Genomic DNA, 26,793 nt, shown 5'->3' on the forward strand with positions numbered 1-26,793 from the left:
CAACAACTTGTATTAACCTAATTGTGGCGGCTGCCAGATGGCCTGGGCAATCTCTTTTAAATTGGGTTGCTGATAGGGTGCATAAGTTATCACCCTACTTTCTGCAATAAGCGGCAGATTGTGGGTAACAGGTTTTGTTACTACGAAACCCGCACAAGTACCACATGAAAAGAAGGGCGAACAGCCCGGACATGTTTTTTCCTGCGAGTTGTTTTTTACTGATAATTCTTTTTTAGCCCCTGTTGAACTTTCACGGCAGTTATCGGCACAACATGGCCTTGCTGATAGCAGCACCACGTACAACGATAATAAAAGACAAAGCAGTTTCACGCCACAAAGATATAAATTGCATCCACTTATTTTATTTAGTTTCTGCCCGTGGGATACTGGCCCTGCCTTGTGGTAATTTAACATTTGGCTTGCCGCTCTCCATTACAAAATCCATAGCCTGCTGAAACGTGGTTATCCATATTGTTTTGCGGCTTTTACTCAGATAATTTAATAATTCCTGGTGAGCACTTGCCGAAACCGTGATATAATCGCCCCCGATGCCATGCAGCATAATAATACCCATGCCGCCTTTTTGCTCCACATTTTTCACAAAAGCTATCAGCTTTTCGGCATCGGTGCCATCTTCCACACCAAATGAGGGTATGCGCAATGGGTCAAGATGTTTAAAATCGGTTATAACACCATCAGAGGCATCGCCGCCAACACGGGCATATTTTACAAGGGCATATTTGCGCAGGGTATCTACATAATCCTTGCCATCGCCTACGGTTGTTTCGGCGCAGGGATAGGCGTAGGTGCGGTTGTTTTTCCCATCAATGGCGTTTAAAAGATGGTTCATCACCTCAATTTCTCTTATTATGCCATAAGGATTATAATGGTTAGATGTTACGGGGTTATCATCTACACCTGCACAGGGATGGAAAAGCGTATGGTTGCCTAATTCAAATCCTTGTTTGCTAAGCGCCCTCCACTGCGGTGTGGTAAGCTTGTTAACATCGCCCGTTAAAAAAAACGTAGCCGGAAAATGAGCTGTCTTTAGCTGCGGAACAGCCACATTTAACTGCGACAAAAGCCCATCATCATAAGTAAGTACAATAGCCGCTTTTTTTTGCTGGGGCCAATGCATTTTCTCCTGTGCATAGGCGTTAACTGTAATCAGCAGGAAAAGCAGCAGCAGTGGTTTCATAATATTAAGTTTAAGCAGCAAAATAAAAATAAAGCAGCATATTATATTGTTCAATTTTATTTATGAACAGCAAACAAACGTTTGCGTTCAAATAACTGTTCAATTAGTAAGCACACTTATTGTATCGCTTAAATTGGCGCTTTAAAAGCATTTTGTTAATTTTATTGACTACTATAGCTTATAATGACTGGAAAACCCGCTACTATTAAAGAAATAGCTAAAATTCTGAATGTTTCTGTTTCAACAGTTTCACGAGCCTTGCATAAACACCCAACCATAGGTGTTACAACACAGCAAAAAGTACAGGCTTTGGCAGATAAAATGGGTTATGAGCCAAACCAAACCGCTATATCTTTCCAAAAAGGTAAAACTTATACCATAGGTGTAATTATTCCGGAATTATCAGAGGCTTTTTTCTCTGCCGCTATCAGTGCCATTGAGGATACCGCTTACAAGCGAAATTATACTGTTTTGATAGCCCAGTCGCATGATGATGAGGCCAAGGAAATTCAGCTGGTCGAAAAAATGAAAAACTCCCGTGTGGACGGCCTGCTCATCTCCGTGGCAAAAACAACATCGGGCTTTGCTCATTTTGATATGCTTAAGCGGTTTAATATCCCCGTTGTATTTTTTGATCGCATCCCTCCCCTTAAAAACATTCATTATGTAGCCTGTAATATGGAAACTGGCAGTATTGAAGCAGTAAACTACCTGTTGCAAAAGGGGCACCGCAGCATCGGCATGATCAACGGGCCGGCCACACTGGCCGCGAGCGGCGAACGCAAGGAGGGCTATATTAAGGCTATGATAAAAAACCGATTAAAGTTTGATCCCTCGCTTATAGTAAGCTGCGATTTAACTGATCAAGATACCCGTACCGCCCTTGATAACCTGCTTGCTCACAAACGCAGGCCTACAGCCATTGTAACTTTTAATGACTACGTTTCTTTATATGCTATAAAACATGCCCGCAGCCAGGGTATCGATTTAGATAAGGACCTGCAATTTGTAAGTTATGCCAACCTGCCCATGATCAATTACATGGATTATGCGCCGGTGGCATCGGTTGAACAGTTCCCCTATTTACAAGGGCAAAAAGCCGCTGATATATTGCTTGACCTATTGTTACGCAAAGTGCAATCGCCCGATGAATTGCAGGCTTATTACAATGTAATGGTTGAATCGCAGCTGGTAGAAAGCAAGAAGAAATAACAATTAAAACAGCCCCCTCACTTTATTAAAACGCAGCATAATCATTAAATTTATTTTGATGCGTTACCTATTGAAAAAACAGGCAAACGTTTGCGTGAAAAGTTTACCATTTTATTAATTAGGTTTGGTTTAAACATTCAAAAAAACTTTAAAATAACTGGTAAATGTTTAATGATATTTTAAGATCCTTTAACCTTGAAGCTGAGGAATATCGCATCGAAAAATTTGGTGAAGGACTAATAAACCGGACCTGGAAAATAACCGGTGTTATCAATAACAACGAATTTATATTACAGCAAATTAATAAGAGTGTTTTTAAAGCTCCGCAATACATTGCTCAAAACATCAACAAGATCAACAATTACCTGTCTGAGCATTATCCAGGCTATTTATTTGTAGCGCCCCTACCTACCGTTAATGGCGATTACATTGTTCAATATAATGATGGCGAATATTACCGTCTGTTTCCTTACATAAAAAGCTCTGTTACCCTCAATACGGTACAAACCCGCGATGAGGCCTTTGAAGCTGCCCGGCAGTTTGCCAAATTCACCAATTTGCTGGCCGGTTTCAAAGTAAGTGAGCTAACCTATACCCTTGCGGGCTTCCATGACCTATCGGCCCGCTTTGAGGCCTTTAAACGCGTTATAAAAGACGCGCATACCGAAAGACTTGCCGAAGCTAAAACTGCCATAGAAAGCGCCTATAAACATCAGGCCATTGCCGAAATGCACCAGGCTATCATGAGCGAACAGATGATCCCTCTCCGGGTAGTTCATCATGATACCAAGATCAGTAATATTTTATTTAATGAAGATCATAAAGGCCTGTGTGTGATTGATCTGGATACCGTAATGCCTGGTTACTACATGAGCGATGTGGGTGATATGATGCGCACCTACCTTTCGCCCGCCAACGAGGAAGAACAGGATTTTTCAAAGATTGAAGTACGCGAAGATTTCTTTACGGGTATAGTAGAGGGTTACCTATCTGAAATGAACACCAACTTAACCAATACCGAAAGGCGGCTGTTTGTATACTCGGGCAAATTGATGATCTATATGCAGGCTATTCGCTTCCTGACCGATTATTTGAATAATGATGTGTACTACAGCGCAAGCTACCCAGGCCACAACCTGGTAAGGGCGCAAAACCAGTTTACCCTGCTTGATAAATACATTGCCGCCGAAGATCGCTTTATGGAGATTGTGCTGAGCACTCAAAATCAGCGTATTTAATTTTAGTTCCGGATAAAAAGAAATGATGTCATTTCGACCAAACAGCCGGGAAATTGCATATAAGGGTTGAGGAAGAATCTCCTGCACCCTGCTTTTTCGCCTTGCATCTTGCAGAAGATTTCTCTTTCGCGCCCCCTCCCAGTCAACCCTCTGCTCTATCGAAATGACAATTTTTATTATTTGAAGGTTATTTATCTTATCTCAAAATCAACGTATTTAGCAAGCTTATGGCAGCTTGCTAAAATCAATATCCGGGTGGTTAATATTAGCCTGCTCCATGGTTAAAACCGTTTTGAGCGGAGCAAAATCATTAAAGAAACCACAATTACGCAGGTAAAACTGATTGCCTTGTACCCCGCCGCCATAATCCTTGCGAAAATTGATGTTGGCGGTAGCATCGCCTGTAAACAATGCCTGCGTTAAAGGAAACCATTTGCCGGAGGTATCAACCACCCAACCGTTTCCAAAGTTAACCCTTCGCTGGGCTGTACCCATTTCAGGTTCAAAGTTTTCCAAAAAGGAATGTAACCCTTGCAGGTATGAACCTGATACGGGGCGTTTAAAACTGGCTATCAGCATCCATTGCGCTTGGTCAAGCGGTTTAAAGTAAGCCGTATAAATAGTAGTTTTTGCTTTGGCATCGGCCTGGGCATGTACTAAAAAGCCATAGGTTTTGCCGGCCACCCAGGGGTAGTTCAGATAACTTTGCCCGCCCGATCCTTCACCGCCAAACTCGCCTGCATGTACGCCTGTACCTTTTTTCAGCATCTGGATCTTTAAGCTGTCGGGGATACCTTTAGGGTCGTCGGTATTAAAAGGACTCCACACCGAGAACAGGATATGACGCTCGGTTGGTGAATTTACCTGCATGCCAAAATATCCACCGCTAAAGCCATCGGCCATAAAATAGGATGACATGACATCATTGCCCATAGGCACGGTAACCTCGTTATAAAACCACTCAGCATTACTTCTGGCCTCATCAGGCATACTGTAGTTCAGGTGTACCGAAGGCCCTCTGCGGCCCCAATAAAAATAATTGCCATGATTATCCTTTACGTATGCAGCACCATTTATGGTAGCTGGCCCGCTTAACAACAGATCACTTACCCGGGCGTATTCTTTACCACTTTTTTTCAGGCCCTTTAGTTTCACTTCAACATAGCCCGGAGATTTGATCAGCGTTTTTCCAAAATCAATAATCGCCGGTTGATGGTTCGATACCTTGTTAGTTAACACGATTTTCCCAACAATGGCCTGGATTGTTGATCCACCATCGGGCACAGCCAGCTTTAAAGCAACATTTAAGCTTCCTGCCGCTTCTATACGTACATAAATACTTACCACATCGATGCCAGCCAGCCAATGAGTTAGTCCGGTACTATCTACCTGTGCCTTTGCGTTATTGTTTACCCAACTGTTGCCACCCAATGGTACAGTTATAACTGAGTCTTTATTAAGTACGGCAGCGTGGCTATGATATTGCAGCAACATAAAAAATGCTGTTCCTGTAAAAGCTTTAATAGTGTTAGTGATGTATTTGCGCATAAATTTTTATTTAATGATGAGTAACCAGCCTTTGGCTTTCTCTACCGGTATGGCGTCATTGATGCTGAATGTTTTTGCGGGCTGAAAATTCCGGATAGCAGGCGCCGTTATAGTAGCTTTTGATGGGTCGATCCCTAATTTTTTCCAGTCAACAGTTAGTTTCACTTCTGTATCGGTATCCTCCCAGCTGGCTATGGAAACCAGTGCGGCTCCGTTCTTTTTATATACTGTGGCCAATACTTTTTCATGATCGGTTTTTACCGGGTTATCATCAACCCAATAACCTATCATTTTTGTGCCTTGCATACCAAAACTGTCCCAAACCTTCCATATAGGTCTTGGGTCGGCGCCATCGCTCCAGGGAATACGGTTGGTCATGCCGTAAACCATACCCCGCCAGGCATTACCACCACCCTGCAGCATTTCACCCATTAAACCAAAAGGAATACCGCTTACTTCGGTCAGGAAAAAGTCGGGCGAGTTTTTTTCATAATCAAAATACTCACCAAACCATAAGCGGTTGAGGTACGGAAAATGCTCCATATACAAATTGGCGCTGTTATTAAAACCATCGCTCTTGTTATACTGATTGGCCGAATGCAGGTCAATTATCCCAGGGTGACCATCTTTGGTAAGCACTCTTTTAATACGCTTCATGGTAACGCGGTCAAACGCCACATCGTCAAGGTAAATACCGTCGATACCAACCTTTTGGGTTAGCCAGTTCATACCTTCCACATAGTAGTTATGCCAACGATTCATGCCGCTGTTAATGATGGCTGCATCCTTAATTTCGGGCACAAACCAGGCGGCTATATAATCATCGCCTAAATGTTCCTGCAGCCAGCTAAAACCGCCACCGTTGCCGGGCGAATAAATTTCGTGGCCAAGGCTTCGCAAGGCAAATGTTTCATAGGCGTGGTTTGACAGCTCGCGAATAGTATTGTATATCTTCACCTTTTTACCTGCCGCATGTGCAGAATCATCATAAGCCTTCATAGCCTTCCAGGCTATAAAAGGATAATTGATATTAGGGTTAATGGCCGTAGCATGATGAATATTGATCACAGTAGCGCCTACTTTTTTAATGGTATCAATTGGCTTATAGGCATGGTAAAAACGGGTAGCCCATTGAAAATCGGTATTAATGGTATGGAAAGGGGTAACCAGTAAGGTAAAATTATAATACAGCTCATCACCTTTGCTCAGTTTGCGTTCGCCGCTGTAATTGTTAACCAATACAGCCTTGCCGTCAAATTTAACATTGATGCCTCCCTTATTATCATTACCCCATGATGATGGCAATACCAAAGGCTTTTGCAGGTAAAAATTGGTATTAAGCGGACGAACGTACTTTTCGTCGCGCAGCGAATACTGCAAACCGGCATTTACATTGCCTATCCATGCGCCATCCTGATTTTTGTGCGTTACGTCCCACTTCCATTCAAAGTTTTCAGGGCGATACCCACCTTTCTGACCCAGGCCCATCATATAGCGGGCCATCTCTTTTTTAAGGGAGATGTGCATGGTGATGTCTTTTAAGCTTACATCATTCAATGCTTTAACTTTTACTTTATAGGTCATAAAGCCATCAAACTCCAACGATGCCATTACTTCCATTTGCAAGGTATCATTAGCGCTAATCGCCTTCCACTCTACCGTGCCGGGCTCCTGTTTGGTAAATTGCAGGTCCTCGCTTTTCAGCTTTATATTTTTACCATCAGGCTTTATAAAATGAAAGTGCATGGCCTCGGTAAGCAGGCTATTGGCCGCATCCGTATAATCCGTCATTTCTGGCGTAAAAAATGTTTGGATCTGTTTTGGGAAACCATCGCTGTTTAACTCCACTTTCCGGCCCAACAGATCTATAGTGTTGTTTTTTACAATTAGTGGTGTGTAAGGAGCTACCACGGTATTTTTTTGCGCCAGGTTAGAGTTGAGCCAGCCCAGGCGGGTCATTTTCCAGGGTTCATCAACACCACCATTCTTAGCCAAAATATTATTAACACTTATAGCCAATTGAACTTCCTTTGCTGGTTTTCCGTTAATGCTGATAGTGGCTTTCCCTTTATAAATTGCAGTAGCTGCGTTTGCAGGTACATCAATGCCGCACCATAAGGCCTGTACCTCACCTTTTGACACGGTAACCGTTTTGTTTAATGCGGAACCATCATAAGTTGTACCGCCGTTATTGATGCAGAATAAAGCCGAGGCGGGGATTATTTTGCCTGATGCTGCCTTCAGATCGCTGAAGGTAACTTTTACATCGTCCAGATTTTGCAAAGCGTATATACCCAGTTGAAAGGCAAAATTCTCGCCGCGCTGGGCAACAGCTGTGAACTTGTTTTGCGGTCCGGAGGTTATCCAGCGCTGGGGCAGATCCATGGTCATGCGAATGGAATTGAGCCTGTCTTCCGGGAAAACCAGGAAGGGCTCTGCCTTGTGTTTGGCAATCAGGGCTTCTGTTTCGGTCCTGGTGGCAATTACCTCCATCGGGTAAAAACTATTGAAAGCATCAACAGACTGAAATTCCTTTACCGAAGCAGCCGGTATATTTTTTCCCAAACTACTTAGCCACGCTGCCGAAGCTGTATTTTCCGGTTTGAGATATACACCCTTAGGATAATTGGAACGCCCCTCATTTTTGTAGGGCATGTAGTATACATAGTAAGTTCCCTTGCCAGACGTAGGCTCAAACATCAGCTCACCATTTTCACGGTTGATGGTGCCTAATTTAACGTTGGTGATTTTTTGTTTGGTTTTGGCATCCTGTATAATGATGCGTTTATCCTGCGGGTCGGTATCACGTCTTCTCCAGGGGATGATCACCTTGGCGGCTTTACCCGTGCCGTTAAAGGTTAGTACAACCCGGTGGTTACCCAGCGAATCGGCCAGCCAGCAGTTTTTACAATTGGTATAGGGTATTTTTTGAGCAGAAGCCGTAAAACCGGCGAATAAGAAGGCAAGAGCAAAAAAATGTTTTTTCATATTTATTATACAGGTCAGCTGATATAAATTTAAAAAGGAGGGTGTTACCCCTCCTAATGTAACCATAAATAAATAGCTGTTTACTGTTTAAAATGTTCGGGACATCCTGATAACGGACATCCTGCTTATTTTAAGGATTTTGTGTAAGTTTTGGATTGTTATCAATTTCTGTTTGCGGTACAAAGAACACCACCCTTGCATCGGTAGGTAATACCGTTTGCATAATATTGGTAGTTGGCGTGTTATTAAGCGAATGTGTACCGGGATAATTACGCACCATTGGCAAATTATTCCTGAACAGGTCATAAGCGCGCTGGCCTTCAAAGGCAAATTCAAGACGACGCTCTTCCAGTACAACTCCAAGAACACCGGTTGCTCCTGCTGCATCGGTTAAGGTAACGTTAGGTATACCGGCACGGGTGCGGATGATGTTTACATCGTCAAGTGCCTGTTGAGTATTGCCCAGTTTGGCGTTTGCCTCTGCCCTGTTCAGGTACATTTCGGCAAAGCGCAGGTAAACAGGCGAGCTTAGCGTAACTATACCTTCCTGAAAGCTGTATTTGGTAATGTAATACATTGGTGTTTGCGGCGTAAGCTTTGGGTTCATTTGCAAAACGCCGGCAATGGTATAAGGTGCTATAAAACTGTGGCGAAGATCATTAGGATATTTATCCAGATCGGCAACAAAGGTTTTTGAAGCATACACTTCACCCCAGCCGGTATTTCCTTGCCCGCCGGGAGTGGTTAATGAACTTGTACCATCAGGGCCCTGGCCGCTATAGTACATGGAACCGATGGCGCTAAAGCCCTGATCCTGTGTTTTGGTGTGTTTGATACAGAAGATAGTTTCTTTATTATTTTCGGGAACACCGCTAAAATAGTTCTGGTAATCGCCGCCCTGTAATAAAACATAACGACCTGAATTAATTACCAGATCGGCATATTTAATGGCGTTAGCATTATCATTCATGTATAAATAAACCCGTGACAGTAGCGCGTAAGCCACCTCTTTTGAGGCATAAACATTGTTGTTTGATGAGTTCATTAAATCACCGGCCTTGATCAGATCGGCCAGTACGGCATCATAAACTTCTTTTACCGTGCTGCGGGCAGGGGCAATATCAGTACTGTTCTCTTTTAGTATTGGCACTCCGGGATTGCTGCCATTACCCTGTGTGTACGGGCGGCCAAAAATGCGTACCAGGTTAAACTCGGCCATGGCGCGCAGAAATAGGTTTTCGCCCTTTAATTGTTTTGAAGCCGGTGATGCATCATCAGGTATAACGGCTATAATTTTGTTGGCCGCTGCTATCAGGTGATAGGCTTGTTTCCAAAAGGCCGTAGCATGCGCCCCTGTTGGAATCTGATTGTATCGGTAACAACGCGAAAGATCATCAGAAGAAGCCTGCCCCTGGGCAATATTATCGCCTGGATACTCCATTAAAAAGTGACCGCTGCGTACATAATCAGGATTACGGAGTACGGCATAGTTACCAATAGTTGCTGTAGCTATGTGCGAAGAATCGCCCAGGGCTACCTGCTCATCAATTGCGGTTGATGGTTCTACCTTTTTACACGCGCTCACAAAGGCTCCTAAGAAACCAATGATGAGTGCCGTTTTTATATATCTTGAAATTTTCATTTTAATATCTTTTTTAGAATCCAACATTCACACCAAACAATATTTTTCTGCTGATAGGGTATTTAAAGCTTGATAAACCTTTGTTACCCGCATTACCCGGGTCAGGGCTAAGGTCAACCTCTGGGTCAACACCGGTAAATTTGGTAAAGGTTACTAGGTTATCGCCACTTACAAATATGCGGGCGCTCCTGATTTTTAAACTATTAAGCCAGGTTTTAGGCAACTGATAACCGAAAGTGGCATTGCGCAGTCGCAGGTAACTGCCGTCTTCCAGGTATCGTGATGAGGTTGAATTAGAGTTGTTATTACCTCCCTGAATGGCTTTAGGCTCGGTAGCTATATCACCAGGTTTTTCCCAGCGTGTCCAGCCTTTAGGAGGTACCATTACGTTGTAGCTATCGTACAAACCATCATTATCAAAATATACACGGCTATCATTATACACATAATTGCCCTTTACAAAATTGAAGAAGGTACTAAGCGAGAAGTTTTTGTAAGAGAAGGTATTGGTGATACCGCCTGTAAATTTTGGTGATGCCGATTTACCTGTGAATTGTTTAGATGCTGATGCCTCTGAGTAAATGCTGGTTGTTTGTTTGGTAACGCTGCCATCGGCATTGGTAACCAGTTTTTCCCACAGTGGTTTACCATTTGCAGGATCAACCCCGGCCCATATTGGCATATACCATTCGTTCATATCATGCCCAACCGCTATAGGTAAAGATGCACCCGGTGAAGCCATGGTTTCGCCTGCATCTAAGGATAATACCTTGTTACGGTTAAACGCGATGTTAAAGTTGGTTTCCCACTTGAAAGCCCCTACCAGGTTGCGTGAAGTAACGTTGATCTCTAAACCACGGTTACGTACAGAACCTATGTTTTCAAACACATAGTTATAGCCGGAAGTTGCCGGTAAAGGTTTCTGGAACAACAACGCGCTTGATGTTTTCTGATACGCGTCAATATTAACATCTATACGGTTAAACAAGCCAAAATCTACACCGATGTTGGCGGTTTTGATCTTTTCCCAGGTAAGGTTAGGATTGGCTTTTTGCGATGGATAAGAACCCGGCGCGCCATTATAACTTGCAGACTGGTCAATACTATACAAACCTAAAGCAGCGTAGTTACCAATTTCGGCATTACCGGTGGTACCGTAGCTGGCTCGCAATTTCAAAAAGTTAAAGGTCTTTACGTTTTTCATAAAGTTCTCTTTACTTATTATCCATGATGCGCCTGCCTGGTAAAAGTTACCGCTTGGGTTGTTGCTGCCAAAACGCGACGAGTATTCATGTACATATGAACCTACCACAAAGTATTTACCGGCATAGTTGTAATCGGCCTGCCCCAGGTATTTCCTGAAATTGTATTCATCAACACCACCGCTTGGGTTACTGATGATATCTGTAGCTGTTGACATAACAGGGCTTCCGGCAGGCAAACCTTTACCGTTCAGGTACTGATCGTCATAGTGATATTTTTGACCCTCACCAACCGCTAATAACGACAGGTTATGATCACCAAAGCTGTTATCATACCTTAAACGGTTTGATGTTAACAAGGTGCTGCTAAAATTACTGCTGTTATATAACTCGCCTGAATTTGCACCGCCGTCTTTGGTACGGGCATCATAATAAGTTTCGTCGCGGTAGTTATAAAGCGTTACCCGGTTGTAGGTTGCAAAGCTCAGGTGTTTGGTTATCGCGTAATCTATATTAAAATCGCCGCTGGTGTTCAGGCTTTTGGCATTTGCGAAATTGTATTGCAGCCCCTGCAAAAAGTTCTCTTTATCGCGACCCACCCAACCCGGATAGGTTCTGCCGTCAGTTGGTGTACCATCAGCGTTGAAGGCGGGGTCAAAGGGCATGCTCAGGTAGGCATCATATAGTGCATTACCTGTAAAAAGATTAGTTGGGTTATCGTCTTTAGTATATATAGTATTGAATAAAACGCTCAGTTTCACCTTGTCGCTCAGCTTTGTAGTAAGGTTTGAGCGTAAGTTGTAGGCGGTTTTACTATTGTCTATTAAAGTGCCCTCTTCCTTATAATAGTTACCTGAAACGTAAAACTGTGTTTTATCGCTACCGCCAGATACTGAAACCGTATGATTTTGAGTTAACCCCGTTCTGAAAGCCAGATCAAGCCAGTTTGTATTGGTTTTCAACAACGATGGATCGGGCGTAAGGAATGTTTTCTGGTAATCAAACAATTGCTGCGAATCCATTAAATGGAACTTGCCAAAGTTGGCATTGTTAAAACCAACTACCGAGTTTACATCAATTTTTACGTCTCCTGATTTACCCATTTTGGTAGTAACAATAATTACACCGTTGGCAGCCCTTGAACCATACAGCCCGGTTGCAGCTGCATCTTTCAAAACAGTTACCGATTCCACATCCGTTGGATTATAGGTACCGCCAATGTTACCATCAACCACCACCAGCGGACTTGTGCTGGCACTGATACTGCTTGCCCCGCGAATGAGGATACTTGAACTTGCAGATGGATCGCCAGATGCAGATGATACCACCACGCCAGGAGCTTTACCTTGTAACAGGCTGTTCAAATCGTTTGAGGTTACATCCCTTAACTTATTACCGCTGATAACCGATACCGAGCTTGATAACTGCGATACCTGTTTGGATGAATACCCAACTACTACCACCTCGTTCAGGTTATTCAGGTTTTCCTGCAAGGTTATCACCACTTCACCGGCACCGTTGGTAGCAAACTCCTGTGTTTTATAACCTATATAAGATACCACGAGCGTGCGCGAGTTTCCTTTAAGGGTTATTTTGAATTTACCGTTAATATCTGTGGTGGTGGTATTTTTAGCCCCCTTTTCGGTAACGGTTGCTCCAATTACTGCAACACCTGTATTATCCTTCACCGTACCGTTAATAACTGATTGCGCCTGTACCAGTGCTGGCAAAAACATAAACAGTAAATAACACATGGCTTTAAAAAAGAGCCTGCCCGGTGCTGCCTTTATCAAGGCGCCTCCTCTGAGCTCCAGACTAAGTTGTTTGTAAATTTTAATCATACATTGTTGGTGTTAGTATTAATTAATCGATAAATTTCAGTTAGCTTTTTTGGATATTGGAAATTAGAGATAAGGCCTAAACAAAGCAAAGACAAGGGCCTTCAAACACCACGCAAACGTTTGTTTTACAAAAACTTAAGCAACACAAACGTTTGATAAGAGGCAAAGCGGAGAGGTATAAAAAAAGAAAATGCTTGTTAACAGCAGGTTAACAAGCATTTTGAAATAATAATCTTAATGTAAAAAAATAAAAGCTGCCTGATTTAGAACCGAGGCTCAAAACTTTTGATTTTACCGGGACAAATTACAGCCATCTTCAAAAACAATAACATTTTAGTTTTTTATGCGATCAGAATTTAAAACACAGTACCGATTACGATGGCTAACCATCTATTTGGGATAAAAGACCAGCTTGAGTACTTCCGTAATTTAACACAAACGTTTGATGTTATATTTACCTGCCGTTATTTCACTTTTACTAAAAACCCTGAATTGAGCAGGGATGGTTTATTATACAAAAATGGTTCGCCATTCGGGCCGGTCATGATAGCTCCGCTGTTGGTTGCAATAGCCTGGCCGGCCGCTGTATCCCACTCCATTGTGGGGCCGTAGCGGTAGTATATATGCGCCCTGCCTTCGGCAATTAAACAGAATTTAAGCGAGCTGCCTACCGTAATGGTTTCTTTTATGGGATATTGACTTAGCAAAGCTGTTTCTTCGGGCGATGCGTGCGAGCGGCTGCCCGCTGCAATCCATTCTGTGTTGTTTTTATCTGCGTGTAGTTGGGTGGTTATACCATCGGCTGTTTGCTTCCAACTACCCATGTTTTCGCCGCCATAATATAACTCATCGGTAACCGGGATATAGATGATACCCAAAACAGGCGTATTTTTGTAGATGAGCGCGATGTTTACGGTAAACTCCCCGTTATGTTTAATAAACTCTTTGGTACCATCCAAGGGGTCAACGCACCAAAAGTATTCCCAGTTTTTACGGATTTCATACGGAATATCTTTCCCCTCTTCAGAAATGATAGGAATATGCGGAGTTAACTCCGTTAGTTGCCTGAATATGATTTCGTGCGATAGCCTATCGGCAGCCGTAAGCGGCGACTGGTCATCCTTCAAAGTCACCTTCATATCTTCCGGCAGCAAGTTATAGATACGCAATATTTGAGCCCCGGCCTCTTTGGCTATACCGTTCAGTTTATCTAAATCAATTGGCGCAAGATGGTTAAAATGAAAAATCATACAATGGATAAAAACTGGCAATGCTGTTTTGTAAAGGTAATAATTTCGGCAAAGCAGCTTAACCTTATCATTTTCTCAGATATTTGCCCTAATTTTCGGGTCGCCTGCTTGCAGCGAATGATTAGTTTACAACAACAGGCATAAAATTAAATATCCGTTATGAATTATACTGAACCACAGCTCAGAACCATAAATGTGATACGCTACGTAACCCCCTTGCGCGAAGGCGGTTCATTACCTGCCATTGCCGAGGGCGACGATGAGTTTTTGTACGTGCTCAAATTTCGCGGTGCAGGCCAGGGCGTAAAAGCACTGATAGCCGAACTTATTGGTGGCGAGATTGCCCGTTTGCTGGGCTTAAAAGTACCCGAACTGGTTTTTGCCAATCTTGATGCCGCTTTTGGCCGTTCAGAAGCAGACGAGGAAATACAAGATCTGCTGAAATTTAGCGTAGGACTTAATCTGGCGTTGCATTACCTTTCGGGCGCTATCACTTTTGACCCCGTGGTTACTACGCTTGATGCTAAACTGGCCTCACAAATAGTTTGGCTCGATTGCCTGCTGACCAATGTTGACCGTACTCCACGCAACACCAATATGCTGGTATGGCACAAAGAGCTTTGGCTTATTGACCACGGCGCGGCCTTGTACTTTCATCATTCCTGGCATAACTGGGAAGAGCAGGCTAAACGTCCTTTTGTACAGGTGAAAGATCATGTATTATTACCCCTTGCTTCCATGCTGGATGAGGTTGATGCAGAATTTAAAGCCATTTTAACTGACGATCGCATCCGCACGATTGTAAACCTGATCCCCGACGATTGGCTTACCGACGATTCGCAGAACGGCACGCCTGCCGAACGCCGTGAGGTTTATACCCAATTTTTAATAACGCGCGCAGCCGCATCTGATATATTTGTAAAAGAAGCACAACATGCAAGAGCCATACTTATTTGAGTACGCCGTAATACGCATTGTACCCAGGGTAGAGCGCGAGGAGTTTATAAATATTGGGGTAATTGTTTACTGCCCCAAACAACGCTTTTTAAAAGTACGCTTCCTGCTTGATGAAGCGCGGATCAGCGCCTTTGCGCAGCAGCTTGATATAGATTGCATTAAAGAAAACGTAAACTCTTTTGAGCGCATAACCCATGGTGATAAACTGGCCGGCCCTATTGCCCAGCTGGATATGGCCTCGCGTTTTCGCTGGTTAACGGCTACCCGCAGTACTGTTGTACAATCATCCAAAGTACACCCCGGCCTTTGTCTTGATGCCGAAAGAACACTTAACCGTTTGTTTGAGCAACTGGTGGCGTAATTTACCTATTTCCTTGTCATCCTGAACATAGTGAAGGATCTGCTATTGAACTATTCCTATTATAGAATAGATACTTCACTACGTTCAGGATGACAATTCTTCTTAAAATATCTATCCCCGCAGTAGTAAAATAGCGATATGTTACTGTTAATATGATAGTTTACCGTATAGCTTTGCTAATGGATGAACTAAATCACGTATCTTCTGTTCGTATTCACATATACAGCTCTTTATAATGCAACAATTACCCAAGCGTCTTTTATCTATCGATGTGCTGCGCGCCATTACCATGCTGTTGATGATATTTGTTAATGACGCCAGTGGTGTAAGAGATACGCCTGATTGGCTTGATCATGCTAAAATCACGGAAGATTCCATGGGCTTTGCCGATACCATTTTCCCGGCATTTTTGCTCATTGTGGGCTTATCATTACCTTTTGCCATTAAAAACAGGCTCAGCAAGGGCAATTCATTTATTTCTATTTTAATATATATCATTACCCGGAGTGCGGCCCTCATTATCATGGGTTTTTTCCATGTAAGTATGGAAGTTTACAGCCCAACGGCCACGCTTTCAAAACCGCTTTGGGCTGTATTGATAACACTTGCTTTTTTCCTCATCTGGCTTGATTATCCAGAAACCATGAACAGATTTAAAAGATACACCTTTTCAGGTATAGGGGTTGCATTGCTGATAACTATGGCCGTTTTGTACAAAGGCGAGGATAATGGTATAACCGTATGGATGCGCCCTTCATGGTGGGGCATACTGGGTATCATAGGCTGGGCCTATTTAACTTGTGCTATCATTTACCTGTTAAGCAAAGGCAAGCTCAGCATACTTATACCTGTACTGGTGGTATTTGCAGCCATTAACATCGGCAGGCATACCGGCACCCTGAACAAAACTGTATTCCCTATAGGCGATGCATCATCCATGTTTTTGGTTACGGCTGGTATTGTGATAACAGAGGTATACGCCCGTTTGGTAGCCCTTGGCAAAACACAACGCATATGGCTTATTTTCGGGCTCGCCGGTGTATTGCTTATTGCATTGGGCTTTGTGGTGAGGCCTTATGCCGAGGGGATCTCCAAAATCCGCTCAACACCTGCATGGGTATTTATTTGCAGTGGCATTACCTTGCTCATGTTTGAACTCATGATATACCTGGTTGATGTAAAAGGCAAAAAGAACTGGTTCAAGTGGATCTGGCCTGCTGGTACCAGTACGCTCACCTGTTATTTAATGCCTTACTTCCAGGTTTTTTTGATGATGATGTTTCATATTGGTTATCCAAGAGGCTTTAATTCGGGCTTCCTTGGCCTTTGCCGCTCCATGGCGTTATCCTTTGTGCTGATAGCCATTGTAGGCCTCATGGAAAAAAAGCGGATCAGGTTAAAAGTTTAGTTCTGCAAACCCCATATTGATTGAGTCAGAATTTGGCTAAAGCCCATCTTCGGTACTTTTATCCGTCCCATAAATGGGACGGCAATGAAATGTGAAATTGTTTAAAACACCTTGTATTATTATTGCCGTTGGCTTTAGCCAACGGATTATAAATAAACATATTTAAGGCTTGAGTCTTCATAAAATTATTTACCGGCCGCCCATAAAATAGAATTGGTAACCAGTTTAACCCAAGCGGGGTTATCAAGCAAGTTGGGCGAGTGACCCATGAAAATATAAATGTTCCTGGCTTTTTTATGCTGGTTAGTCCACACAACGGGGTGATCACCCATTTTAATATCTCCCTGGGGGGCATAACTATTTTCATCAACACTGGCCAGTACATGTACGTTTGCCCGCGGACTTTTATCATAGGTATACCACTCCTCCTGCTGAATGATGAATGAGGCGGGTATGCCCTTCATTACGGGATGCTTTTTATCCTCCACATTAACCTTTCCGCGTGCAAAGGTGGCTATATAATTTTTATAGGTAATACCGCCCATAAAGTCAGAGAACCATTGCCATTCATGATAGCCATCAAACTCGCCCAGTAAAGTGGCATGATGAAAACCTATCCAGCCACCCCTGCCCTCGTCAATATATTTCTGGAAGGCTACCACGGCTTTATCCGTCCAGGCATAAGGCGCATAATCTAACTGAATAAACAATTGATAATGGCTTAAAAACGCGTCATCAATTTTATTGGTATTTTGTATATAATCTATATTAAAACCTTTTTCAGCAGCCAGCTTATCCAACCATATTTTGGCACGTTTTGAAAATTCAATATGGTGGCCGCCATTCTCGTACAAAGCCAGTACTTTAAAGTGCTTTGTTTGCGCGTTTAGATTCACAACCATAAACAGGCCGGTACAGATCAATAACAGTATTTTCTTCATAGGGTGGCTTAGCTCTTATTGTATTTCAATTATTAGTTACAAAGACAATTGTACTATTTTTCGTCTGTAAACTCGTCTGTAAAATGTTCGCGGCGTTTTTCTTTCGCGAATTTTTCGGCATTGTAACTTTCAGACTGTCCTCTGGGGATTGACAGGGATTTCCATTCTTGATCGCAAAGCATTTTGCCTATGAAAATAATTTGCCCAATATGATACGGGTAATGAGCCAGTTGCCTGTTAATGGCTTCGGTAACGGTATGCCCCATGTTACGGATATAAATTATCCGCTCAAGATCAGCATCAGTGAGGCTATCTAATGTGTCTAATAAAACTCGCCAGCCATCATTCCATTTTTGAAGTATTTGTTCACGAGCCGGATTAATTTCGGCAAACTCAGCCTCCCGGTTGCGCCATTCCTTTTCGCCGTCTGTAATGAAAATATCCGTCCACCGGGAAAGCATATTGCCCGAAAGGTGATTAACGATCATGGCTATACTGTTAGATTCGGCATTATACTGCCAAAGCAGCTGCTCATCAGTAAGCTGACTAAATGTTTTTTCGCCCAGCATTTTATAGTAGGCAAATTGCTTTTTAACACTTTCTAAATAATCTGATGTCATACATAAAGTTACAATCTTTTTTAGTTGAAGTATATGTCAAATACCTCAAAATCATCGTTTAAGAGATATATTATGATGAAGATTAATTTTTTCTTCGGATAAAATTATTTCTCAATTATTTATTTATTTTTCAAAACATTTTGCCATAATATAATATTTTAACAGTTATAACTGGTTGTAATCATATTTATCAGTCTACCATATATATATGCCCATAAAACACCGCTCGGCCTTACCTACTGATACGTTAAGGGTTTTTGAAACTTTACCACACCCTTATCTTATTCTGTCAAAAGAGCTGTTTATACTTACCGCGAGCCAGGCATATTTACAACTAATTGGTAAGGTACGCGCCCAATTGTTTGAAAAGTACCTTTTTGATGTTTTTCCTAAAGTACCAGAATGGTCTACTGAGGAAGGCGGCATCGCTTTTTCATTGGCACAGGCTATTGAAACCGGTAAACCGCACAGGTTGCCTATCACCCGTTTTGATATTCCGGATCCGGATAATGCAGGCAGGTTATTGGAGCGCTACTGGGATACCGCACATACGCCTGTTCTGGACAATGAAGGCTATCTATGCTATATTATTCACCATACCCAGGATGTAACCGAGCAGGTACTTGCCGAAAGAAATTTGAAAGCCAGTTTAGAAAAAGAAAAAGAGACCGCGGCAAAAGCTACCCGGCTAAGCCTTCAAATGGAAAAGCTTTTTGAAGAGATGCCTGCACAGATTGCCGTAGTTACGGGTCCTGATCTCGTTTATGAATTTATAAATCCACAATACGAAAAAGAGCTTTTCCCCGGGCGTAAGGTGCTGGGAAAACCCTTATTAATGGCGCTGCCCGAGGTTGCCGGCCTACCTGTTTGGGAATCATTGCAGCAGGTTTATAAAACAGGTGAAACTTTTGCAGGCAACGAAATATGTATACCTCTGGCACAGGAAATTGGAGGTATACCCGAAGATCACTATTTCAATTTTATTTGTCAGGCCTTAAGGGATGAAAAAGGCAATATTACAGGGGTTTTAAGTTTTAAATATGATATAACTGAACTGGTTTTGGCCCGCAAGCGACTTGAACAAACCAGCAGGGAGTTACAGGAACTTAACGAAGGGCTGAGCCAGGCCAATGAAGAGATCCAGGTTACCAGCGAAGAAATACAATCGGCCAATGAAGAGTTGAGCGCCACCAATGAAGAGTTATACCAGGCACAGCAAAGCTTGCTCAAACTAAATGATGAGCTGGAGGAGCGGGTTGAGTTGCGCACACTTGAATTGCAAAACACCCAGACAGAGCTTGACGGTCAAAACGAAAGGTTAACAAGGTTTTTTATGCAGGCCCCTGCAGGTATTTGCGTAATTGATGGCCCCGATTTTGTATTTGAACTGGTTAACCCACCCTATCAGCAGCTTTTTCCCGGCCGAGAGCTTACCGGCAAACCTCTATTGGAGGCACTACCCGAGCTCAAAAACCATGCGGTTTATGATATTTTAAAAAATGTTTATGAAACCGGTAATACCTTTGAAGGTAAAGAATTATTGGTGCCCCTTGCCCGTACACCTGACGGGCCAATTGAAGACCGCTACTTCACTTTTATATACCAGGCTCGTTATGATGTATTAAATAAAATAGACGGCATACTTGTTTTTGTGTTTGAAGTTACCGATGAAGTCCGCATAAGGCAAAAAGAGGCCGAAAATGAGCAGCGCTTCCGGTTTTTACTGAACGCCATACCCCAACAGGTATGGACTGCCCGGCCTAACGGTAAGCTTGACTATGTGAACGAGGTGATCTGCAATGATTTCGGTCAGGATGCCCAAACCATTACCGACCGCGGCTGGCAGCAGTTTATCCACACAGAAGATTTGCAAACCTGTTTGAAAAAATGGCTGATCTCACTAAAAACCGGTCAGGAATACCTGGTGGAGTTTCGCCTTAAATTTCACGACGGGCAATATCACTGGCACCTTGCCCGTGCCGTACCTCTTATTGAAAACGGCGAAATTAAATTGTGGCTGGGTACCAATACAAATATCGATCTGCAAAAAAATAACGAGCAGAAGAAGGACGAATTTTTATCCATAGCCAGCCATGAGCTAAAAACACCGCTTACCAGCATCAAAGCATTCAACCAGTTAATGCTCCGGATTAACGACCCGCAAAAGCTTACAGGCTTTATTCAAAAATCTGCCTCACACGTTTTGCGGCTCGAAAAGCTGATTAATGACCTGTTGGATGTATCACGTATTAATGCGGGCAAAATGGTGTATAACATGGAAACCTTTAATTTCCGTGAAATGCTTATTGATACCATCGATGCCGTACAACATACCACCTCATCGCACCTGATTATCCTTGAAAACTCAGAGGACATCGCATACACCGGTGATCGCTTCAGGCTGGAACAGGTAATGAATAATTTATTAAGCAACGCCATCAAATATTCGCCCCAGGCAGATAAAGTGATCGTTAATTGTGTGGTAAGAATAGAGGATAATAGTATTGTTGTATCAGTAAGGGATTGGGGTATTGGTATTGAAGAAAAAAACCTGACCCGGCTGTTTGAGCGTTATTATCGTGTTGATAATACCGCCATGCGCTTTGAAGGTCTTGGATTGGGCCTGTTCATATCTGCCGAAATTTTAAAAAGGCACAATGGCAGTTTTTGGATAGAAAGCAAGCCCGATGAAGGTTCTACTTTTTTCTTCAGGTTACTGCTTGACCCATCTAAAAAAACAGAACCGATCATAAATGAAGATGATCATTACCAGGATAGCTCCATTACACTTAGCTATAACAGAGCCCATGAACGCATTGATGCCGACTGGACAGGTTTTCAAAACCTTGAATCGGTACAGCAAGGGTGTTTACGCATGATGGAGATGCTGGTAAAGCATAAGGTTCAAAAAGTACTTAATAACAACACATATGTTTTAGGCAACTGGTCTGAAGCGGCAGACTGGGGAGCGCAGGAATGGTTTCCGGCAATGGAAAAGGCTGGTATGAGATATTTTGCCTGGGTAAACTCGCCGAGTGTATTTAGCCAGCTATCGGCCCGTAAAAGCGCCGATTCTACTTTGGAAAAACTTAAGATTCATTTTTTCACAGAAGTAGCAGCAGCAGTGGACTGGTTAAATGAACAATAATTTTTAACAGTTAATTAGTTGATAACCCTTAAATATCCTTTCAATTCATCCTGCAGTTTTTTGGCAGTTTCAATCACTGATTTATCGTTTATATAATTGTCTATATCTATATCCTCACCTATCTGATCCTTTTTAAATACATCCTTAAAGCTGAAATATTTTAACGAGAAATTCCAATTACTCTTGAGGTATTTAAAAAGACCGGTATCCGCTTCATTTAACATGGAATAATTAATCACGATAAATGAATTGGCATCCAACTTTTTTATACATTTTAAAATATCATGATTATATGCTATCCATACCTTTAAATACTCAACTGCCTTACCACGGGTAAGTTTTTGCTGCCTGCGCTGACGTTTCACCTTTAACCATAGCAGCCTACCGATAAAATTACGTGCCATGTATCGCTTATCCATGATTTTAAACTCACGCCTTAATAATGAGCTTACTACTGATTGGTAATCACGTAAAATAATGAGGTAGCAGGCATCTGGCAACAGCTCCTGGTAAACATCCAGAAACAGACAGGTACGGGGATCTTTCCATCCCCATTGATCATATAGCTGTTGTTTGATTTTTATGATGCTTTTTAGTTTCTCCTTTTCGTAAATGGAAAAATGGTCAACATGCTCGTCGGTCAGGCCAGATACTGGCAGGTTATTATTGGCTAATACCTCCTCATGCATCTTTAAAAACTCTACGTCTTCAAAGTGGCCATCAGCATTCCCGTTATCGGGGCCTAATTGCCTTTCGCCAAGCTGAAGGCCACACTTTACCAACCAGTGAGAAATAAGCGATGTACCGGACCGGTGCATTCCGGCAATGATAAGGGTTCTTTTTTCCATACTTTTTAAAACGACAATTAATTAAACATGCTTTAAGCAGGAAGCTTAAAAATTATCAACCACATTATGAATGTTCTTTTCGGCAGTATGAAGGTTGCTCAATATATAATAAAGCAACAGTGAAGTACTTTGTTTAATGTTATCCTGACTGGTATTTATGTACAGATCAGCATCATAAGGAACATCAAACTGATCATTGATACCCGTTAGGTTTGAAAGTTTATCCGGATGTCCCTCAGGTAAAAGAGCCCGATGGTAAAGCCCCTTAGTGTCACGGGAGATCAGCCTGTCAACCGGGCAATCTACGTGTATAATATTTACATGAGGATATTTTTCAGCCAGTTCGCGCCTAATTTCATCATATGGGTTTATGGCGCTAACTATTGAAACTATTCCATGCGCCGAAAACCGGCTGGCTATAAAGCCCAACCGCCTGATGTTTTCGCAACGGTCATTCTTTGAAAATCCAAGATCTTTACATATTTCCTGACGATATTCGTCCCCGTCAATGATCTCTGTTCTTATCCCAAGTTCGGTTAATTCAAGAGCCACGTTTTTTGCCAATGTGGTTTTTCCTGCACCGGATAGGCCGCAAAATAAAAGTATCATACCTGATAGTTAAGTTAGTTAATATCATCTTGCGAAAGTTCTGCAGGACACTTTCAGAACGTGAACTTATACATTAACTTGTCTCAAATTTTGCCTGGCATTGTAAATAAGCCATTACAATTGAGTATGAGTTTTTATTTAAGGAAGGATATTCATGCAAAAATCACCCATAAGGGTTAAAAAACGCAGTTTTTGGGCAAATCTATTTTATTACGCAGAATAGGCACCAATTGATACATATATCAAAAATGTTACACTATTAGGTCGTTAAAACCTGTACCAGAACAAGTTATGACAAGTTAATGCAGTATTTTAAACATCAACTCTTTCATCAGTTCGCCATGGGGAGCGTTTGAGTCAACACCTTTGCTTTTCAGGTCGTAGTCGCGCAGATAGCTGATGATCTGCATTGTTTTACCATAATTATAGTTGCGGCCGGCTTGTTCATAGTCCTTAACAAAATAAGGATTTACACCTAACTCGCGCGCCAGGTTCTGCTGCGATTTATCCTTTACATAATGATAAGCCAGCACCTTGCTAAAGTAATTATTCAGGTTACCCAATATCAGCACAATGGGGTTTGATTTTGGATTGGCTTCAAAGTAATTAATGATCTGATTTACTTTGTATGCATCCTTTTTACTCAGGGCTGCCTGTAGTTCAAACACATTATACTCCTTGCTAATACCAATATTATCCTGAATATGTTTGAGCGTAATTTCCTGACCTGCCGCTACGTTTAGCATCAGTTTTTCGAGCTCATTAGCTATTTTCGACAGATCGTTACCTAAATATTCGGATAGCATGGCCGAGGCCTGCGCATTGATCTTGTAGCCCTTATCACTGATATAACCTTCTATCCAGGCAGGTATCTTATTATCATATAATGGTGCCGATTCAAAAATGAGCCCATTTTTTTCAATGGCTTTATAAGTTTTTTTACGTTTATCAAATTTGCCATACTTGTAGCAAAACACCAAAATGGTGCTTGGCAACGGGTTTTCAAGGTAGCTCAACAATGGGTCGATGCCTTTTTTACCGTCATCATCCTTACCCCATTTCATATCCTGTGCCTCTTTTACCATTACTACCTGGTAATCGGCCATCATGGGGTAGCGTTTGGCGGCGTTAAGCACAGCCATCATCTCGGTATCCTTACCATAAACCACTGTCTGATTAAATCCCTTTTCGGCCTCAGATAGTAAACTATGCTCAATATAATTGCTAACCAGATCAATAAAATATGGTTCTTCACCATGCAGCAGGTACAAGGGTTTATACTTACGGTTTTTAATATCTTTTAATATCTCGGCTGCGGTCATGGCGGTGATTCAATTCAAAAGTCAAAAGTAAAAATTCAAAAGGACAAGCATGTTGTCTGATCTAATTAAAAAAAGCTTTAATCTTAATTTACTTTTGAATTTTGCCCCAACAAGGATTTTGAATTTTTACTTTTGAATTTTGAATTATATAATGGATCAGCTGCAACCACTTAATCTTCCTCCTTACCCTTTTAAAATAAGTGACCAAAACGGGCAGCTCACCTTGTTTGATGAGATCAGGAAAAAGAACATCATTATTACTCCTGAAGAATGGGTGCGCCAGCACTTTGTACAATATCTTATAAAAGAAAAAAACTATCCCAAAGCCCTTATTAAACTGGAGGGCGGAATGAAACTGAACGGGCTCCAGAAACGAACAGATATTGTAGTTTTTAATGCCGAGGGGAAAAGGATATTGATAGTAGAGTGCAAAGCACCATCCATAACTATTGATCAAAAAACGTTTGATCAGATAGCCCGTTACAACATGGTGCACCAGGTATCATTATTAGCTGTAAGCAACGGCCTGCAACATTACTATTGCCATATTGACCTTGATAAGAGACAATACCAGTTTATTGCAGATCTGCCGGATTACATACGGGCTGTTTAGGCTACAGCAACGTAGGTTTGTATCTTTTCAATAAGTTCATCGGGCTTAAAGGGTTTAGATACATAATCATTCATTCCTGCTTCACTGATCCTGTCTCTAATATCGGCCATTGCCGAAGCTGTTAACGCGATGATTGGTATCCGCGATTTTTTCGGATCGGCCATTTTCCTGATCTCATTAGCGGCATCAAAACCATTCATTACCGGCATCTGTAAATCCATCAGTATAATATCAAAGTTACCATATTGCATAAATTCAACAGCTCGTTCGCCATTTTCGGCAATAGTTGGCGTTATCTCCCATTTTGACAACAGCTTTTTCATGAGCATCACATTAACCATGTTATCCTCGGCAATAAGTAATTTTAAGAATTTTAAACCAACCCCTTCTGCATTTTCTGCCTGTAGACCTGCATTTTCGATAACAGTTTCTGTAGATACCGGAAATTCCATATTAAACGAAAACACCGACCCTACCCCTACCTTACTGGATAAGTTTATTTTAAGCCCCTGCATATTAAGCAAGCGTTTTACTATAGCTAAGCCTAAACCGGTACCACTATATTTACGTGTAGTAGCTAATGATTCCTGGGTAAAAGGTTCAAATATGCTATTCAGCTTTTCCTCATCAATGCCTATACCTGTGTCCTTTACTAAAAAATTCACGGTAATGGTGTTATGTCGGTCTTCAAGACAAGTTACCATTACGTTAATACTTCCACGTTCTGTAAACTTTACAGCATTGTTTATGAGGTTAAAGATGATCTGTGTTAAACGGGTTGGGTCGCCAAAAAACGATTTGTTTTTTAGCACTTCATCAATAGTCAGTTTAAACTGCAATCCTTTTTGTTCGGCTATTAATATTTGTCCGCCGCAAATATTATTCATCATTTCGGTAAGGTCAAAACGGATGCTCTCAAATTCAAGCTTACCAGCCTCTATTTTGTTAAAATCAAGCACATCGTTTACAATGGCCAGCAGGTTATTTGCCGAAGATTTCAGTATTTCCAAATTCTCCTTTTGCTCTGGCCGGGGGCTGCTCATCATCAGCAAATTACTCATGCCAATTACCGCGTTAAGCGGTGTACGGATCTCATGCGACATGGTAGAAAGAAACTCGGATTTGGCATAGGCCGATTTTTCTGATTTTTCAATAGCCCGCGCCAGTTGCACGTTTAAAACTGCCTGTTCCTTAGCGCTTTTTTTAAGTTGTTTGATGTTTTTTATAAAAGCATTATAAAAGTGGCTGTGGATGTAAATAAGTATGATAAAGTTGGCAAACAGACTTATCATCTTAGTTGCCTCATCTATGTTATCAGGTTTTATCCATATTACGTAATTGTATCTGTATTCAATAATTAAAAAAAGCAGTACAGGTAAAGTATTGAGTAAGGAATATATGAGGCCCCACTTTTGCCCAACCATATAGTAGCTAAATGCAATTACAATGATAACCACCTGTACAGTTATGATGTTTATACTCTGTAACGAAATGTAAACAATGCTTGCGTTAACAAGTGTGCCAACAATAAGTAGTATATGAGATATGAGATACCATCTGGGTCTGTATGTTAATGCTTTGAACAATACAGCAACAGTAACCATTAAAAAAACAGAAGTACGGGCCAGCATCATTTGCCCCTGAAAATAAACGCTGACCAATAAAGCTCCGCAAGCTACAAATACCAGGAAAAAACCATAATAAAGTAAACGTATCCGGGCCTGGTCAAGAAAGGGTTGCTCCTTAGAAAGTATTTTGTATATGGAAATATTAAAAAAACCAGCCTTATTATGCATATTTAAACAACAAGCAGCAGTTATTCAGCAGAACTTAGCAGGTGAAATTTC

General features: G+C 41.9%; 20 protein-coding genes. 7 read left to right on the top strand and 13 right to left on the bottom strand.

The window, feature by feature from the left end; genetic code table 11:
- Positions 1–12: 12 nt before the first annotated feature.
- Entirely contained in the window at positions 13–330 is a 318-nt protein-coding gene (locus tag QWZ01_RS03720) for a hypothetical protein (RefSeq protein ID WP_290321883.1), read from the bottom strand.
- Positions 331–361: 31 nt separating this feature from the next.
- Positions 362–1,198, bottom strand: coding sequence for a polysaccharide deacetylase family protein (locus QWZ01_RS03725; protein ID WP_290321884.1), 837 nt, complete (start codon positions 1,196–1,198; stop codon positions 362–364).
- 183 nt (positions 1,199–1,381) lie between these two features.
- On the opposite strand from QWZ01_RS03725, the gene QWZ01_RS03730 reads away from it, so the two are divergent.
- Positions 1,382–2,410 carry a LacI family DNA-binding transcriptional regulator gene (locus tag QWZ01_RS03730; protein ID WP_290321885.1) on the top strand — a complete coding sequence of 343 codons (1,029 nt, stop codon included), beginning with the start codon at positions 1,382–1,384 and terminating at the stop codon, positions 2,408–2,410.
- A gap of 164 nt (positions 2,411–2,574) precedes the next feature.
- Positions 2,575–3,648: a phosphotransferase enzyme family protein gene (locus QWZ01_RS03735; protein ID WP_290321886.1), complete on the top strand. Its 1,074-nt coding sequence runs from the start codon at positions 2,575–2,577 to the stop codon at positions 3,646–3,648.
- A gap of 225 nt (positions 3,649–3,873) precedes the next feature.
- Here QWZ01_RS03735 and QWZ01_RS03740 read toward each other — a convergent pair whose 3' ends face one another.
- The 5 genes from QWZ01_RS03740 to cysQ all read right to left on the bottom strand — a co-directional run bounded on the left by QWZ01_RS03740 (position 3,874) and on the right by cysQ (position 14,119).
- Positions 3,874–5,196, bottom strand: a complete 1,323-nt coding sequence (locus QWZ01_RS03740; protein WP_290321888.1) for a DUF3472 domain-containing protein — start codon at positions 5,194–5,196, stop codon at positions 3,874–3,876.
- Positions 5,197–5,202: 6 nt separating this feature from the next.
- Positions 5,203–8,184 carry a glycoside hydrolase domain-containing protein gene (locus QWZ01_RS03745; protein WP_290321889.1) on the bottom strand — a complete coding sequence of 994 codons (2,982 nt, stop codon included), beginning with the start codon at positions 8,182–8,184 and terminating at the stop codon, positions 5,203–5,205.
- A gap of 130 nt (positions 8,185–8,314) precedes the next feature.
- Entirely contained in the window at positions 8,315–9,826 is a 1,512-nt protein-coding gene (locus tag QWZ01_RS03750) for a RagB/SusD family nutrient uptake outer membrane protein (protein WP_290321890.1), read from the bottom strand.
- A 13-nt stretch (positions 9,827–9,839) separates the two neighbouring features.
- Entirely contained in the window at positions 9,840–12,869 is a 3,030-nt protein-coding gene (locus tag QWZ01_RS03755) for a SusC/RagA family TonB-linked outer membrane protein (protein WP_290321891.1), read from the bottom strand.
- Between the two features lie 464 nt (positions 12,870–13,333).
- The gene (gene cysQ / locus QWZ01_RS03760) at positions 13,334–14,119 is read right to left on the bottom strand and encodes a 3'(2'),5'-bisphosphate nucleotidase CysQ (protein WP_290321892.1); all 786 of its coding nucleotides are present in this window, start codon (positions 14,117–14,119) and stop codon (positions 13,334–13,336) included.
- A gap of 159 nt (positions 14,120–14,278) precedes the next feature.
- Between cysQ and QWZ01_RS03765 the strand changes: the two genes are divergently transcribed.
- From QWZ01_RS03765 to QWZ01_RS03775, 3 genes are all read left to right on the top strand, one after another.
- On the top strand, positions 14,279–15,076 hold the full coding sequence (locus QWZ01_RS03765) for a HipA family kinase (RefSeq protein WP_290321893.1): 798 nt from the start codon (positions 14,279–14,281) through the stop codon (positions 15,074–15,076).
- On the top strand, positions 15,054–15,437 hold the full coding sequence (locus QWZ01_RS03770) for a DUF3037 domain-containing protein (RefSeq protein WP_290321894.1): 384 nt from the start codon (positions 15,054–15,056) through the stop codon (positions 15,435–15,437). Before QWZ01_RS03765 ends, QWZ01_RS03770 begins: the two co-directional genes overlap by 23 nt.
- A 235-nt stretch (positions 15,438–15,672) precedes the next feature.
- Positions 15,673–16,845: a DUF5009 domain-containing protein gene (locus tag QWZ01_RS03775; RefSeq protein WP_290321895.1), complete on the top strand. Its 1,173-nt coding sequence runs from the start codon at positions 15,673–15,675 to the stop codon at positions 16,843–16,845.
- Positions 16,846–17,030: 185 nt separating this feature from the next.
- Here the strand turns inward: QWZ01_RS03775 and QWZ01_RS03780 are convergent, their stop codons facing one another.
- Positions 17,031–17,786, bottom strand: coding sequence for a ThuA domain-containing protein (locus QWZ01_RS03780; protein WP_290321896.1), 756 nt, complete (start codon positions 17,784–17,786; stop codon positions 17,031–17,033).
- Positions 17,787–17,839: 53 nt separating this feature from the next.
- On the bottom strand, positions 17,840–18,406 hold the full coding sequence (locus tag QWZ01_RS03785; protein ID WP_290321897.1) for a DUF1572 family protein: 567 nt from the start codon (positions 18,404–18,406) through the stop codon (positions 17,840–17,842).
- 208 nt (positions 18,407–18,614) lie between these two features.
- On the opposite strand from QWZ01_RS03785, the gene QWZ01_RS03790 reads away from it, so the two are divergent.
- A complete protein-coding gene (locus QWZ01_RS03790; protein ID WP_290321898.1) occupies positions 18,615–21,554 on the top strand; it encodes a PAS domain-containing protein in 2,940 nt (979 codons plus the stop codon).
- Between the two features lie 14 nt (positions 21,555–21,568).
- On the opposite strand, the gene QWZ01_RS03795 is transcribed toward QWZ01_RS03790, so the two are convergent.
- From QWZ01_RS03795 to holA, 3 genes are all read right to left on the bottom strand, one after another.
- Positions 21,569–22,402, bottom strand: a complete 834-nt coding sequence (locus QWZ01_RS03795) for a sulfotransferase (RefSeq protein WP_290321899.1) — start codon at positions 22,400–22,402, stop codon at positions 21,569–21,571.
- A 45-nt stretch (positions 22,403–22,447) separates the two neighbouring features.
- Complete coding sequence (gene cysC, locus QWZ01_RS03800) at positions 22,448–23,011, bottom strand: adenylyl-sulfate kinase (protein ID WP_290321900.1); 564 nt, start codon at positions 23,009–23,011, stop codon at positions 22,448–22,450.
- A gap of 299 nt (positions 23,012–23,310) precedes the next feature.
- Positions 23,311–24,333 carry a DNA polymerase III subunit delta gene (gene holA / locus QWZ01_RS03805; RefSeq protein WP_290321901.1) on the bottom strand — a complete coding sequence of 341 codons (1,023 nt, stop codon included), beginning with the start codon at positions 24,331–24,333 and terminating at the stop codon, positions 23,311–23,313.
- A gap of 151 nt (positions 24,334–24,484) precedes the next feature.
- On the opposite strand from holA, the gene QWZ01_RS03810 reads away from it, so the two are divergent.
- On the top strand, positions 24,485–24,946 hold the full coding sequence (locus QWZ01_RS03810) for a type I restriction enzyme HsdR N-terminal domain-containing protein (protein ID WP_290321902.1): 462 nt from the start codon (positions 24,485–24,487) through the stop codon (positions 24,944–24,946).
- Here the strand turns inward: QWZ01_RS03810 and QWZ01_RS03815 are convergent.
- Positions 24,943–26,742, bottom strand: coding sequence for an ATP-binding protein (locus tag QWZ01_RS03815; RefSeq protein ID WP_290321903.1), 1,800 nt, complete (start codon positions 26,740–26,742; stop codon positions 24,943–24,945). The two genes, QWZ01_RS03810 and QWZ01_RS03815, sit on opposite strands and share 4 nt — an antisense overlap.
- Positions 26,743–26,793: the final 51 nt, after the last annotated feature.

Origin of the sequence: Mucilaginibacter aquaedulcis, from assembly GCF_030409325.1 — a bacterium.
Lineage (GTDB): Bacteria > Bacteroidota > Bacteroidia > Sphingobacteriales > Sphingobacteriaceae > Mucilaginibacter > Mucilaginibacter aquaedulcis.